General features: G+C 69.4%; 13 protein-coding genes. 9 read left to right on the top strand and 4 right to left on the bottom strand.

Annotated features, from left to right (window positions below):
• Positions 1-212: 212 nt before the first annotated feature.
• From OG214_RS21375 to pstB, 7 genes are all read left to right on the top strand, one after another.
• Positions 213-2,441, top strand: coding sequence for an RNA degradosome polyphosphate kinase (locus OG214_RS21375; RefSeq protein WP_363082885.1), 2,229 nt, complete (start codon positions 213-215; stop codon positions 2,439-2,441).
• Positions 2,428-3,474 (top strand): CHAD domain-containing protein, encoded by a 1,047-nt coding sequence (locus OG214_RS21370; RefSeq protein WP_363082884.1) that lies wholly within the window; start codon positions 2,428-2,430, stop codon positions 3,472-3,474. The genes OG214_RS21375 and OG214_RS21370 overlap by 14 nt, the downstream gene beginning before the upstream one ends.
• A 185-nt stretch (positions 3,475-3,659) precedes the next feature.
• The gene (locus OG214_RS21365) at positions 3,660-4,097 is read left to right on the top strand and encodes an NUDIX hydrolase (RefSeq protein ID WP_383037841.1); all 438 of its coding nucleotides are present in this window, start codon (positions 3,660-3,662) and stop codon (positions 4,095-4,097) included.
• 282 nt (positions 4,098-4,379) lie between these two features.
• Complete coding sequence (gene pstS, locus OG214_RS21360) at positions 4,380-5,510, top strand: phosphate ABC transporter substrate-binding protein PstS (protein ID WP_363082883.1); 1,131 nt, start codon at positions 4,380-4,382, stop codon at positions 5,508-5,510.
• Positions 5,511-5,631: 121 nt separating this feature from the next.
• Positions 5,632-6,624: a phosphate ABC transporter permease subunit PstC gene (pstC, locus tag OG214_RS21355; RefSeq protein WP_383037785.1), complete on the top strand. Its 993-nt coding sequence runs from the start codon at positions 5,632-5,634 to the stop codon at positions 6,622-6,624.
• On the top strand, positions 6,621-7,700 hold the full coding sequence (gene pstA / locus OG214_RS21350; protein ID WP_363082881.1) for a phosphate ABC transporter permease PstA: 1,080 nt from the start codon (positions 6,621-6,623) through the stop codon (positions 7,698-7,700). The genes pstC and pstA overlap by 4 nt, the downstream gene beginning before the upstream one ends.
• Positions 7,701-7,752: 52 nt before the next feature.
• On the top strand, positions 7,753-8,529 hold the full coding sequence (pstB, locus tag OG214_RS21345) for a phosphate ABC transporter ATP-binding protein PstB (RefSeq protein WP_363082880.1): 777 nt from the start codon (positions 7,753-7,755) through the stop codon (positions 8,527-8,529).
• A gap of 208 nt (positions 8,530-8,737) precedes the next feature.
• On the opposite strand, the gene OG214_RS21340 is transcribed toward pstB, so the two are convergent.
• Complete coding sequence (locus OG214_RS21340; RefSeq protein ID WP_363082879.1) at positions 8,738-9,736, bottom strand: inorganic phosphate transporter; 999 nt, start codon at positions 9,734-9,736, stop codon at positions 8,738-8,740.
• Between the two features lie 5 nt (positions 9,737-9,741).
• Positions 9,742-10,362: a DUF47 family protein gene (locus tag OG214_RS21335; protein ID WP_363082878.1), complete on the bottom strand. Its 621-nt coding sequence runs from the start codon at positions 10,360-10,362 to the stop codon at positions 9,742-9,744.
• 220 nt (positions 10,363-10,582) lie between these two features.
• Between OG214_RS21335 and OG214_RS21330 the strand changes: the two genes are divergently transcribed.
• Positions 10,583-10,936: a metal-sensitive transcriptional regulator gene (locus OG214_RS21330; RefSeq protein ID WP_363082876.1), complete on the top strand. Its 354-nt coding sequence runs from the start codon at positions 10,583-10,585 to the stop codon at positions 10,934-10,936.
• A 195-nt stretch (positions 10,937-11,131) separates the two neighbouring features.
• On the opposite strand, the gene OG214_RS21325 is transcribed toward OG214_RS21330, so the two are convergent.
• Positions 11,132-11,365 (bottom strand): hypothetical protein, encoded by a 234-nt coding sequence (locus tag OG214_RS21325; protein ID WP_363082875.1) that lies wholly within the window; start codon positions 11,363-11,365, stop codon positions 11,132-11,134.
• A 312-nt stretch (positions 11,366-11,677) separates the two neighbouring features.
• Positions 11,678-12,505, bottom strand: a complete 828-nt coding sequence (locus OG214_RS21320; protein ID WP_363082874.1) for a hypothetical protein — start codon at positions 12,503-12,505, stop codon at positions 11,678-11,680.
• A 479-nt stretch (positions 12,506-12,984) separates the two neighbouring features.
• Between OG214_RS21320 and OG214_RS21315 the strand changes: the two genes are divergently transcribed.
• Positions 12,985-14,613 (top strand): FAD-binding oxidoreductase, encoded by a 1,629-nt coding sequence (locus OG214_RS21315; protein ID WP_363082873.1) that lies wholly within the window; start codon positions 12,985-12,987, stop codon positions 14,611-14,613.
• Positions 14,614-14,772: the final 159 nt, after the last annotated feature.

The following is a 14,772-nucleotide window of genomic DNA, read 5'->3' as shown; positions in this document are numbered from 1 at the left end:
GCGCCGGGGCGCCCCCGATCCGCTTCAGAACGCCCCCGGGGAGCCCCGTCCCGCTTTCCTTCACGTCATGTCACCGTTACCGGCCATTCAGACGGTCTTGCGACTCTCTCCCAATGCAGCCCGCTCTGCCCCCCACACCGAACGGCAGGATCCGCCTCGCCCCTGCCCTCTCCGACGCGCCGGTCGTCCCCTCTGCGCGGAAGAATGGGGACATGAGCCAGCAGCCAGCCGAGGTACCGGTCCAGCAGACCCAGCCGTCCGTAGGTTTCATAACCGCCCACCGCCCCCACACGGTCGCCACGGCCTCCTCCGGCCTCGAACCCGATCTGGACTCCGACCTCGACGTGTACGAGGAGGACGGCGACCAGGAGGGCGACGAGCTGCCCCAGGGGCGGTTCCTCGACCGTGAGCGGAGCTGGCTCGCCTTCAACGAGCGCGTCCTGGAGCTCGCCGAGGACCCCGCGACCCCGCTGCTCGAACGGGCTAATTTCCTCGCCATCTTCGCGTCCAACCTGGACGAGTTCTTCATGGTCAGGGTGGCCGGCCTCAAGCGCCGTATCGCGACCGGCGTCGCCACCCGCTCCGCGTCCGGCCTCCAGCCCCGCGAGGTGCTCGATCTGATCTGGACCCGCTCACGCGAGCTCATGGCCCGGCACGCCGCCTGCTATCAGCAGGACATCGCCCCCGCCCTGGCCGACGAGGGCATCCACATCATCCGGTGGCCCGAGCTGACCGACAAGGAACAGGCGCGTCTGTTCACACTTTTCCGACAGCAGATCTTCCCGGTCCTCACACCGCTGGCCGTCGACCCGGCGCACCCCTTCCCCTATATCTCGGGCCTCTCGCTCAATCTGGCCGTGGTCGTACGCAACCCCGTCAGCGGGCACCGCCACTTCGCCCGGGTCAAGGTGCCCCCGCTGCTCTCCCGCTTCCTGGAGGCCTCGCCGCAGCGGTACGTACCGCTGGAGGATGTGATCGCCGCCCACCTGGAGGAGCTGTTCCCCGGGATGGAGGTGCTGGCGCACCACATGTTCCGGGTGACCCGTAACGAGGACCTGGAAGTGGAGGAGGACGACGCCGAGAACCTCCTCAAGGCGCTGGAGAAGGAACTGATGCGGCGCCGCTTCGGCCCGCCGGTCCGTCTTGAGGTCGAGGAGTCGATCGACCCGTACATCCTCGATCTGCTGGTCCGCGAGCTGAAGGTGTCGGACGCCGAGGTCTATCCGCTGCCGGGACCGCTGGATCTGACGGCGCTCTTCGGGATCTCGCGGCTGGACCGGCCCGAGCTGAAGTACCCCAAGTTCATAGCGGGCACCCACCGCGATCTCGCCGAGGTGGAGTCCGCCTCCGCGCCGGACATATTCGCCGCGCTGCGCGAGCGCGACGTACTGCTGCACCACCCGTACGACTCGTTCTCGACCTCCGTCCAGGCCTTCTTGGAGCAGGCCGCGGCCGACCCGGACGTCCTGGCCATCAAGCAGACGCTGTACCGGACGTCCGGCGACTCACCGATCGTGGACGCGCTGATAGACGCGGCCGAGTCGGGCAAGCAGGTCCTCGTCCTGGTCGAGATCAAGGCGCGCTTCGACGAGCAGGCCAACATCAAATGGGCGCGCAAGCTGGAGGAGTCCGGCTGCCATGTGGTGTACGGCCTGGTCGGGCTGAAGACGCACTGCAAGCTCTCGCTGGTGGTACGGCAGGAGGGCGACACCCTGCGCCGGTACAGCCATGTCGGTACGGGCAACTACCACCCGAAGACGGCACGGCTGTACGAGGACCTCGGGCTGCTCACCGCGGACCCGCAGGTCGGCGCCGATCTGTCGGACCTGTTCAACCGGCTCTCGGGCTACTCGCGCCGGGAGACCTACCGCCGGCTGCTGGTCGCCCCGAAGTCGCTGCGCGACGGACTGATCGCCCGGATCAACAAGGAAGTCGCGCACCACCGGGCGGGACGGCCCGCCTATGTCCGTTTCAAGGTCAACTCGATGGTCGACGAAGCGATCATCGACGCCTGTTACCGGGCCTCGCAGGCGGGGGTGCCGGTCGATGTCTGGGTCCGTGGCATCTGTGCCCTGCGCCCAGGGGTCACGGGACTCTCCGAGAACATCCGGGTGCGGTCGATCCTGGGCCGCTTCCTGGAGCACTCCCGGGTCTTCGCCTTCGGCAACGGCGGGGAGCCGGAGGTCTGGCTCGGCAGCGCGGACATGATGCACCGCAATCTCGACCGGCGTATCGAAGCACTGGTCCGGGTCACCGACCCGGCTCACCGCGCGGCACTCACCCGGCTGCTGGAGACCGGGATGTCCGACGACACCTCCTCCTGGCACCTCGGCGCGGACGGCAACTGGACCCGGCATGCCACGGACCAGGACGGCCGGCCGCTGCGGAACGTACAGGAAATGCTCATAGACGCCCGGAGGCGCCGGCGTGCAGCACCATGAAGTGGACATCGACCCCTTTACCGCGGGCGACACCGACCGTCTGACGGCGGGCGAGGTCCTGGCCGGACATCTGCACGCGCGCGCGGGGGACTTCCTGCGCGGGCTGCGGATGTACGGCGAGAGCGGCTCGGACACGGCGGCGGCCGAGGCCGCGGCCCGTACGCTGCGCGGCGCTGCGCGCAGGATCGGCGGCGGACTGCACACGTTCCGGCCGCTCCTCGATCCCGGCTGGGCCGACCAGCTCCGTACGGAACTGGGCTGGCTCTCCGGCACCCTGGCCCAGGAGCACGCCTGTACGAACAGGCTGCACCGGCTGCTCGGGGCGCTGGCCCGGCTCTCGGGCGCGACGGCCACGCCCACGGCACGTACGGACGACCGGCCCGAGGCGGCGCCGCCCGGCACGCTCACGGTCGGGGCGTCCCGCGCGGGAGCGCTGCTGGACCGTCAGCTCACCCTCGCCCGCACCCGTGCCCACTCGGCGGCGCTCCAGGCGCTCGGCTCGTCGCGCTTCCACGCGGTGGCGGACGCGGTGGCCGTGCTGGCCTCGGAGGTGCCGCTGGGGCCGATGGCGGCGGCCCCCGCCGTGGAGGTGCTCGCGGAGCCCGGTGAGACCACGGAACGGCAGTTGCTGGACGCCGTGGCCGCGCTGCCGCTGGCGCGCGCGGCGCATCCGTACAACGCGGAGGCCCTGGTCCACGGTCTCGCCACCGCGCAGGAGGGCGAGGCGCAGGACGCGCCCTGGCACCAGGTACGGCAGTTGCTGCGGCTGCACCGGTACGCGCAGGAGGTCTGGTGCGCGGGCGGCACCCCCGACCCGATGCTGCTCGGCGCGTGCCAGGCGCTGGACCGGCACCGGGACGCGGCCGAGGCGGCGGCAGCGGCGGCGAACGCGGCCCGTACCCCGCGGATCGCCCCGGCGACGGCGTACGCCCTGGGGGTGCTGCACGCGGACCAGCGCCTTGAGGTGGAGGCGGCGCGTTTCGCCTTCCAGCAGGTGTGGCAACAGATGTCGATGGCGGCGACCGCACCATGACCGGCCACGGTCACGACTACGGCCAAGGCCACGAGGGCGAGTCCGACGAGCACGAGCACGGGCACGGCCACGGACACGGGCACGCGTACGCAGGCGAGCACGGGCACGCGTACGCGGCCGATGGCGATGGCGATGGCGAGTACACGTACGAACGCGGCGACAGCGAAGGCGACGGGGGCGAACGCATGGCGGGGGCCGGGCACGGCAGGCCGGACGACACGGTGCTCGCGGCCGGCTGTGTCCTGTGGCGCCACCCCCGCGAGGGAGCCGAAGGACCCGAGATCTGTCTGGTGCACCGGCCGAAGTACGACGACTGGTCGCACCCGAAGGGCAAGCTCAAGCGCGCGGAGGACACCCTGACGGGCGCGCTGCGCGAGGTGTACGAGGAGACCGGCCACCACTGCGCGCCCGGCGCCCGGCTCGGTACGGTCAGCTATCTGGCCCAGGGCCGTCCCAAGCGGGTCAGTTACTGGGCGGCCGAGGCGACGGACGGCGACTTCACCCCGAGCGACGAGGTCGACCGCATAGTCTGGCTCGCTCCGGCGGCGGCCCGCGACCGGCTCACCCAGCCCCGCGACCGCATCCTGGTGGACGCCCTGCTGGACGCGCTGCACGCGACCTGATCCCGTCATCCGGACATTCCGGCCGACGAGCGAATCGAGCATGATCAGCCGTCGGCAGTGACATAAAGCGCCCCGGAGACGAGCCGATCCCTTCGAAAAAGAGGCCAGCACCGGTCCGTATGCCACGGTTCACTTTCCGTTCACCCTTCCCCGTCGGCGGCTTCACCTCATCTGCCTAATTTCGGGCTTACACGGTGACGGTTCACAGTGCCTCACCAACCACCCCGACACACGCCGCCGTCAACTCACGGGGACCGGCGGCTCTTGGAAGGAACACCCGAAGTGAAGCTTCAGCGCAAGAACGGGCTGCGTGCCACCGCGCTCGGTGCCCTCGCCGTCTCCGGCGCCCTGGTTCTCACGGCGTGTGGATCGGACGACAACACCAACCCCAGCGACGCGTCGTCGAAGCCCGCCGCCTCGGCGAACGCCGCTTGTGAGGGCGCCCAGGGCCAGCTTCTCGCGTCCGGTTCCAGCGCCCAGAAGAACGCCATGGACCTCTGGGTCCAGGGCTACATGGCCGCATGTCCCGGTGTGGAGGTCAACTACAAGTCGTCCTCCTCCGGTGAGGGCATCGTCGCCTTCAACCAGGGCACCGTCGGCTTCGCCGGCTCCGACTCGGCGCTCAAGCCCGAAGAGGTCGCCGACTCGAAGGAGATCTGCAAGGGCGGCCAGGGCATCAACCTGCCCATGGTCGGCGGTCCGATCGCGATCGGTTACCACCTGGAGGGTGTGGACAGCCTCGTCCTCGACGCCCCCACGCTCGCCAAGATCTTCGACAGCAAGATCAAGAGCTGGGACGACGCGGCCATCGCCAAGCTCAACCCCGACGCCAAGCTCCCGAAGAAGCCCATCCAGGCCTTCCACCGCTCCGAGGACTCCGGCACCACGCAGAACCTCGGCAAGTACCTGAACGCGACCGCCTCTTCCGACTGGAAGTACGAGGCCGAGAAGAAGTGGCCCGCCCCCGGCGGCCAGGCTGCCTCCGGCTCCGCCGGTGTGGCCACCCAGGTCAAGCAGGTCGACGGCGCGATCGGTTACTTCGAGCTCTCCTACGCCACCTCGCAGCAGATCTCCACGGTCAAGATCGACACGGGTGCCAGCGCCCCCGTGGAGGCCACGTCCGACAACGCCTCCAAGGCCATCGCCGCCGCCACGATCAAGGGCACCGGCAAGGACCTGGCCCTGGAGCTGGACTACACCACCAAGGCCGACGGCGCCTACCCGATCGTCCTGGTGACCTACGAGATCGCCTGTGACACGGGCAACAAGGCCGAGACGCTTCCCACGGTCAAGTCCTTCCTGACCTACACCGCCAGCGACGAGGGCCAGAAGCTGCTCTCCGACGCCGGCTACGCCCCGATCCCCGCCGAGATCAACGCCAAGGTCCGCGAGACGGTCGCTTCCCTCTCGTAGTCCCCGGCACAGCAGGTGACAGCGGTCGGCCCGGCGCAACGCTCCGGGCCGACGGCCGTCCGCCCATCCGGTGCACCGCCGCCAGGGGAGCCACCCCTCCCCCACACAGACCGGAAAGATCATGGCTTCCACCACACCCATAGACACCCCACCGGCTCCGCCGCTCAGCCCCAGGTCGGGCACCTCCACAGGGCGCGCGGGCGACAAGATCTTCTCGGGCCTCTCCCGGGGCTCGGGCATTCTGCTGCTCGTCATCATGGCGTCGATCGCGGGGTTCCTGACCTACCGCGCCGCCATCGCCCTCTCCAAGAACGAGGGCAACTTCCTCACCACGCTCGACTGGAACGCGTCCGCCGACCCGCCGGTCTTCGGTATCGCGGTCCTCTTCGTCGGTACGGTCGTCAGCTCGATCATCGCGATGGTCATCGCCGTCCCGATCGCCGTCGGCATCGCGCTCTTCATCTCGCACTACGCGCCGCGCAGACTGGCCGCGCCCATCGCGTACGTCGTCGACCTGCTCGCCGCCGTACCGAGCATCATCTACGGACTCTGGGGCGCCCTCGTCCTCGTGCCGTATCTCGACGGCCTCAACCTCTGGCTCGACCAGTACTTCTCCTGGACGTACATCTTCGACCAGACCCAGCCGGGCGTCGCTCGCAACATGCTGACCGTGGGCATCCTGCTGGCGATCATGATCCTGCCGATCGTGACCAGCGTCAGCCGGGAGGTCTTCCTCCAGGTCCCGCGGATGAACGAGGAGGCGGCCCTCGCACTGGGCGCCACCCGCTGGGAGGTCATCCGGCTCTCGGTTCTGCCGTTCGGACGCTCCGGTGTCATCTCCGCCTCGATGCTCGGCCTCGGCCGCGCGCTCGGCGAGACGATGGCCGTCGCCACGGTGCTCTCCCCGAACTATGTGCTCTCGCTCCATCTGCTCGACCCGGGCGGCGGTACGTTCGCCCAGAACATCGCGGCGAAGTTCGACGAGGCCACCGAGACCGGGCGTGACGCCCTCATCGCCTCCGGTCTTGTGCTCTTCGTCCTCACCCTGCTGGTGAACGGCGCGGCCCGGCTGATCATCGCCCGCCGCAAGGAGTACTCGGGGGCCAACGCATGAGCCACACAGCCGTACAGCACACCCCGACCCCGCTGCCGCCCTCGGGCGGCGGGCAGAGCCTCAGCCGCCGGGGCCTCCCCCGCGGGGCGGCGGCCGGATTCGCCGTCGTCGCGATCCTCCTCGGCGTGGGCATCGGTGCCGCCGCCGGTCTCGACAGCAAGGTCCAGTGGGGCCTGATCGCCGCCATCGCCTTCCTCGTCATCTCGTATGTCACCACCTCGGTGGTGGAGAACAAGCGCCAGGCCAAGGACCGTCTCGCCACCAGCATCGTCTGGGTGTGCTTCGTCCTCGCCGTGATCCCGCTGTTCTCCCTGCTGTGGACCACGATCAGCCGAGGCGCGAAGGTCCTCGACCCGTACTTCCTCGGCCACTCCATGGCCGGCGTCCCCAGCGCCCAGCCGGGCGGCGGTGTCTACCACGCGCTCATCGGCACGCTGGAGCAGGTCGGCATCGCCACCGTGATCGCCACGCCGATCGGTCTGCTGACCGCCGTGTATCTGGTGGAGTACGGCAAGGGCTCGCTGGCGAGGGCCGTGACGTTCTTCGTGGACGTCATGACGGGCATCCCGTCCATCGTCGCGGGTCTGTTCATCCTGTCGCTCATGCTGATGACCGAGACCGACCCGTCCGGTCTGATGGGCTCGCTCGCCCTCACGATCCTGATGATCCCGGTCGTGGTCCGCTCCACCGAGGAGATGCTCAAGCTCGTACCGAACGAGCTGCGCGAGGCCTCACTGGCACTCGGTGTGCCGAAGTGGCGCACCATCCTCAAGGTCGTCCTGCCGACCGCGATCGGCGGTATCACCACCGGTGTGATGCTCGCCATCGCGCGTATCGCCGGTGAGACCGCGCCGATCATGCTGCTCGTCTTCGGCAGTTCGCTGATCAACTCGAACCCGTTCGACGGTGCCCAGTCGTCACTCCCCTTCTACATTTTCGACCAGTACAAGGCGGGCGAGGTCGCCGCGATCGACCGTGCGTGGGCCGCGGCCCTCGTACTGATCGCCTTCGTCATGATCCTCAACCTGGTGGCGCGCGGCATCGCCCGCTGGAAGGCCCCGAAGACCGGCCGCTGAGGCCCGATATCCGGCTCCGCCGCGCGGGGCCACGAAAGAAGCAGTGATTGACATGGCCAAGCGAATCGACGTCAGCGGACTCTCCGCCTACTACGGCTCCCACCGGGCGATCGACGACATCTCGATGACCGTCGAGCCCCGCTCCGTGACGGCCTTCATCGGCCCGTCCGGCTGCGGCAAGTCCACGTTCCTGCGCACGCTGAACCGGATGCACGAGGTCACCCCCGGTGGCCGCGTCGAGGGCAAGGTGCTCCTGGACGACGAGAACCTGTACGGCCCGAACGTCGACCCGGTCGCCGTGCGCCGTACGGTCGGCATGGTCTTCCAGCGCCCGAACCCGTTCCCGACGATGTCGATCTTCGACAATGTCGCGGCGGGGCTGCGGCTGAACGGCACGGTGCGCAAGAGCGAGCTGGCCGAGGTCGTGGAGCGCTCCCTCAAGGGCGCCAACCTCTGGAACGAGGTCAAGGACCGGCTGAACAAGCCCGGCTCCGGTCTCTCCGGCGGCCAGCAGCAGCGTCTGTGCATCGCCCGCGCGATCGCGGTCGAGCCGGACGTACTGCTGATGGACGAGCCGTGCTCGGCGCTGGACCCGATATCGACCCTCGCCATCGAGGATCTGATCGGGGAGCTGAAGGAGCGCTTCACGATCGTCATCGTGACGCACAACATGCAGCAGGCGGCGCGCGTCTCGGACCGTACGGCGTTCTTCAACCTGGCCGCCGTCGGCCAGCCCGGCAAGCTCATCGAGATCGACGAGACCGAGCGCATCTTCGCCAACCCGTCCGTGCAGGCCACCGAGGACTACATCTCCGGCCGCTTCGGATAGGCCGTCAGGACCGTCCTGCGGTGCTGCATGGCGGTGCCACCGCACGACGAAGGGCCCGCCCCCTCTCCCAGGGGGGCGGGCCCGCTTTCTTTGTCCGACCGCGTTTCTTTGTCCGATCGCGCGCACCACCCGGGGGCGGCCCCCGGCCGAAGACCGGTCAGCCGAAGGTCAGGTCAGATCAGGTCAGGTCAGGTCAGGTCAGGTCAGGTCAGCCGAAGGTCAGATCGACGATCCAGAAGCTCGCCGCGGCCACCAGCGCGGCGGCCGGCATGGTGATGAACCAGCCGAGAATGATGTTCTTCGCGACGCCCCAGCGCACCGCGTTCACCCGCTTCGTCGCCCCGACCCCCATGATCGCCGAGGTGATGACATGCGTCGTCGAGATCGGCGCGTGGAACAGGAACGCCGAGCCGAACATGATCGACGCGCCGGTCGTCTCCGCCGCGAACCCCTGCGGCGGGTCCAGCTCGATGATCTTCCGGCCCAGCGTTCGCATGATGCGCCAGCCGCCCGCGTACGTACCCAGCGAGAGCATCACCGCGCACGCGATCTTCACCCAGACGGGGATCGAGTCGCCCGAATCCTCCACATCGGCGATGACCAGGGCCATCACCACGATGCCCATCGTCTTCTGCGCGTCCTGAAGACCGTGTCCGAGCGCCATTCCGGCCGCGGACACGGTCTGGGCTATCCGGAAGCCGCGCTTGGCCTTGTGCGGGTTGGAGCGACGGAATATCCACAGGATCCCGACCATCACCAGATAGCCGACGAGCAGACCGACGACCGGCGACACGAACATCGGGAGGACGATCTTCTCCAGCACCCCGGACCAGATCACATCGGTGCCGCCGGCCAGCGCCGCGCCCACCATGCCGCCGAAGAGCGCGTGGGAGGACGAGGAGGGAAGCCCGTAATACCAGGTGACCAGATTCCAGACGATCGCACCGACCAGCGCGGCGAAGAGGATGCCCATCCCCCTCGATCCATGAGGTGTCTCGATCAGCCCCTCACTGACGGTCTTGGCGACCCCCTGGCCCAGGAACGCGCCCGCGAGATTCATCACCGCGGCCATCGCCAGAGCGGCGCGCGGCGTCAGCGCCCGGGTGGACACCGAGGTCGCGATGGCGTTCGCGGAGTCGTGGAAACCGTTGGTGTAGGTGAAGCCGAGCGCGACACCGATGGTCACGATCAGTGCGAAGGTGTCCACGTGGTTCAGGACTCCTTGACCGCGATGGTCTCCACCGTGTTCGCGACGTGCTCGAACGCGTCGGCGGCCTCCTCCAGCACGTCGACGACCTGCTTGAGCTTGAGCACCTCCATCGCGTCGTACTTGCCGTTGAAGAGATGGGCCAGCAGTTTGCGGTGGATCTGGTCGGCCTGGTTCTCCAGCCGGTTGACCTCGATCCAGTACTCGGTGAGGTTGCTCATCGTCCGCAGATGCGGCATGGCCTCCGCGGTCAGTTCGGCGGCCCTGGCCAGTACCTCGATCTGCTGCTCCACGCCCTTGGGCAGCTCCTCGATGTTGTAGAGGACGACCAGGTCGACGGCCTCCTCCATGAAGTCCATGATGTCGTCGAGGGAGGACGCGAGATTGTAGATGTCCTCGCGGTCGAAGGGCGTGATGAAGGAGGAGTTGAGCTGATGGAAGATCGCGTGAGTCGCGTCGTCGCCCGCGTGCTCCGCCGCCCGCATCCGCTCCGCGATCTCGGCTCGGGCGGAGGAATCCGCCCCGAGGAGTTCCATCAGGAGTTTCGAGCCCGTGACGATGTTGTCCGCGGACGCGGCGAACATGTCATAGAAGCTCGTCTCCCTGGGGGTCAGACGAAAGCGCACCTGGGGTCCTCGGGTTACATGGAATTCGGTCAGGGTGATGCTAGGCGCATCATCCGGCCACTGCTAAGCGGCAAGTCCCAAGTGTCGCCCATCAGACAAGGTGATAAGCACAGGGCCCTGCCCCAAGGCCCACAGACAGGTACCATATACCCATGAGGGGTATAACCACCCTTTTCGGACAGGCCGCTGAAACACAGCGGACACACAGCAGGAGGACGCGATGACGACCACTGAGGCGGCCGGCGCGGCGACGAGCGACGCGCCCTCCGCCATCACCGACCACGACCGCGGTGTGCACGGGTATCACAAGCAGAAGGACGAGCACCTCAAGCGGCTGCGCAGGATCGAGGGGCAGATCCGGGGCCTTCAGCGGCTGGTCGACGAGGACGTCTACTGCATCGACATACTGACCCAGGTCTCCGCCTCCACGAAGGCGCTCCAGTCCTTCGCGCTCCAGCTCCTGGAGGAGCATCTGCGCCACTGCGTGGCCGATGCCGCGATCAAGGGCGGGGAAGAAATCGACGCGAAGGTGGAGGAAGCGACCAAGGCGATCGCCCGGCTGCTCCGCACCTGACGCCGTATACAACGCCGTATGTGACACCTCATCTGTGCGCGATGTCACCTTCGCGCCTGACATCACCTTCGTACCCGACGTCGCCTTTGTGCCCGATGTCACAGACGTACGGGCCCAAGACACCGCGGGGAGAACGGCGCGGGGAGTACGGACGTACCGGCCGGGGCGCGGTGGGACCGCGCCCCGCCACCGGTCTCACTCCCAGGGAGACTCCCCGAACAGGGCCCGCTCGGCGGACTCCTCCAGCAGCGCCCGCTCGGACTCCTCCAAGAGAGCCCGCTCGGCCGTCACATTCAGCACCTCGTCGATACGGTCCGGGCTGAGCCGGTCCTCGTCCGCGGCGGACGCCGCGATCATCAACTCACCGCACAACTCGATCTCGGCGAGGGCCACGTGGTCCTGAACGGTCGGCGTACGCAACAGAGCCACGTGCTATCACCTCTTCCTGCCGGTGTCGACTTCCTAGCGTAGGGAGCGTGATACACACCGCGCATGGCACGTCCGGACCATTTCCGCCTTGGTCCTCCGCCGTTACGGCCGGATCCGATCTTGCCGATCCACGATCCGGCCGCCCCGGTCATGTTCCGCCGGGAAGTCCGGCGGGAGTCGGCCGGGAGTCCGCCGGGATTTCCCCCGGACCGCCGGGAGCCCGCCCGGACCCGCCGGGAGCCGGCGTCCAGGCGCCGATCTCCCCGGGGCTCGGCCTTGATCTCCCGGGCTCAGGCCCTGATCTCCCCGGGCTCAGGCCTTGATCTCCCCGGCGAAGATGTCGTCGGACGGGGGCAGCGCCACGGAGACCGTGACCCCGAACGCGTACAGCAGTGTGGTCGACGCGACATCGACCGTATGCCCCTGATTGACATAGCTGAACTGGTGCCTGACCTTGCGCAGCCGCCCGTCCTCGTCCAGATACGCGTCGAACGGCACCGCGTCCTCACCGAACCCCTTGGCCGCCGCGGCCAGGGCCTCGCGCGCGTACGGCGCCGCCGACCGCGCGGCCCCGCCGATATAGGTGGTGCCCCGGTAGTGCCACACCCGGGTGCCCGCCAGATCCTGCTCCCCGACAAAGGACACATTCCGGGCGGCGCGCAGCAGTTCGGCCGCGGTCAGCGGATCGGTCGCCCCGCCCGTGACCAGATTCCCGTCCTCCAGGGTGGCCGAATCCACCCTGACCCACTTGTCGGCGGGCACCCCGGCCCCTCGGTTCTTCATATACAGCGCGGCGGGCGAGAGCAGTTCGGTGATGGGCCGGTGCCGGTTCACACCCGCCGGATCCTTCGGCAGCACGACCCTGAGCCGCCCCATCCGCCGCGCGAAGTCGTATCCGCCCTCGCCCCGGATGGTCACGCGCGTCCCGCCGGCCGCCATCTCCATGGACGTACGGGCCTTCGAACTGCCCGCCGAGAGCAGCACGTCGGCCGCCCTGAGCACCGCTCCCGGGTCCGGGCTCGGCCGGTCGTCGGCCACGGCCCCGCCGCTTCCCGAGCAGCCCGCGCCCGTGGCGACGACGCCCGCCACAGCCACGACGGCGAACGCCACGTTCCTGCGTCTGCGCTGCTGCACCACCATCGCCTGCCAACCCCCAACGCCTGGCCGTCGCTTGTCCGAAGCCCACCCGTTCCGGATAACGACGCCCCGCGTTCCCCGTCACGCCGGGCCCTGCCATGAGGCACGAACGCCTCGGTACCGTGGAGTTCGTGTACGAGCGAGACACTTCCGGTCCCCCCACCACCACTTCGCCCCCCACCTCGGCCTCCGACCCCTCTCCCGGGTCATCTCCCGCTCCTTTACCTCGCACCAAATCACCCCACATCGGCTCATCTCACACCACTTCGACCGTGGAACGCGGTTCGTTCTGCCTGGCCCACTGCTCATGCGGCTGGACCGGCCCCGCCCGCAGATCCCGTGACCGGGCCCGTACGGACGCGGCGTCCCACGCGCCACAGAGCTGAGACGGAACCCCTCCGTCCGGAACCCTTCTGTCCGGAATCTCTCATTCCGGAACCGTGGGTTCCTGAGGCACACTTCCCTCCTCAGGAGGTCGTCATATGGAACGGCGCACAGTGCTCACCGCGGCGGCCGCCGCCCTCACCTCGGCGGCCGCCGCCGCGTGTTCGGCCGGCGGGCCCGACCGCCCCGCGGGCACGGGCGGCACGGGCGACGGCAAGGGCGGACCGCCTGGCGGTACGGATCCGACGCCCAGCGGTACGGGAAAGCCCCCGGCCGGCGCCCCGGACTGGGCCGCGTTGGCGGAAGGGCTCGACGGGGATCTCGTACGCCCGGACGACTCGGCGTACCCGACCGCCCGCCAGCTCTACAACACCCGCTTCGACTCCCTGAAGCCCGCGGCCGTCGCGTACGCCGCCGGCGAGGACGACATCAAAGAGTGCCTCGCCTTCGCCAGGGCCCATGGCACCCCCGTCTCGATCCGCGGCGGCGGTCACTCCTACGCGGGCTGGTCCAGCGGCAACGGCCGTCTCGTCATCGACATATCGAAGCTCGACTCGCTCGACCACGCGGCCACGGACGGGATCGTCGGCGCGGGCGCCCGGCTCGGCGACGTCTACCGCACCCTCGCCGAACAGGGCCGTACGATCCCCGCCGGATCCTGCCCCACCGTCGGCGTGTCCGGGCTCACCCTCGGCGGCGGACACGGGGTGGCCGCCCGCGCGTACGGCCTCACCTGCGACAGTCTCACCTCCGCCACCCTCATCACCGCCGACGGCCGGCGGCTGACCGCCGACGCCGGGCAGAACGAGGATCTCTTCTGGGCGCTGCGCGGCGCCGGGAACGGCAACTTCGGCGTCGTCACCGAACTGCACTTCCGTACGCACCCCGCGCCCGAGAGCGTCTCCGCCTTTCTGAGCTGGCCGTGGTCGAAGGCCGAGACCCTGCTCGCCGCCTGGCAGCGATGGGGTCCGGACCAGCCGGACGAGATCTGGTCCTCGCTCCATCTCTCCGCGGGTCCCGGCGGCGCCGCCCCCACCGTCTCCCTGTCCGCCTTCTCCCTCGGCGACGAGGACGATCTGAAGAACGCGCTCGACCGGCTCGCCGACGGCGCGGGCGGTCCCGGCCCGGCAAGCTCCGTATCACTGCGGCAGCGCGGTTACGGGGACGCGATGCTGGTGTACGGCGGCTGCTCCGGACTCGACGAGGAGCAGTGCCATCTGCCCGGTACGACGCCGGGCCGCAGCGAGCGGGGCGCGCTTCAGCGCGAGACCTACGCCGCGGCCTCGGACTTCTACGACCGGTCCCTCTCCCCCGCCGGGCTGCGCGCCCTCGTCTCGGCCGCCGAGGCGTTCACCCGGCTCCCGCCGGACGGGAACGGGAACGGCGGCGGGGGCAGCGGCGGCTCCCTCGCCCTCACGGCGCTCGGCGGCGCGGTCAACCGCGTGGATCCGCTCGCCACGTCCTTCGTCCACCGGGGCTCGCGGATCCTGGCGCAGTACATCGCCGCCTGGCAGCCCGGCACCTCCGGATCGGCGGAGCGGGCGTGGCTGAAAAACACCCATGCGTCGCTGCGCCGGCACGCGTCGGGCGCGGCGTACCAGAACTACGCGGACCCGACGCTGACGGACTGGCGCACGGCCTACTACGGTCCCGCCGCGGACCGGCTGACGCGGCTGAAGAAGCGGTACGACCCTGACCGGCTCTTCGATTTCCCGCAGGCGCTCTGACCGACGGGGAGGCGGTGGAACGGGGGCCTCGGACTGCCCGGATACGCGGACCCCGACCGACAGGACAGCGGGCGCTCCGGCCGGCCGGGATGTGCGGACCCCGACCGACCGGCGGCGGGCGCTCCTGCCGCCGCCCGGATGCGGGGCCTCCGGCCGACC

The sequence above is a fragment of the Streptomyces sp. NBC_00872 genome (genome assembly GCF_045161915.1).
In the GTDB taxonomy this organism is placed as follows: Bacteria; Actinomycetota; Actinomycetes; order Streptomycetales; family Streptomycetaceae; genus Streptomyces.
Note: the sequence above shows the minus strand (reverse complement) of the source record. Positions and strands in the feature narration are given on the sequence as shown.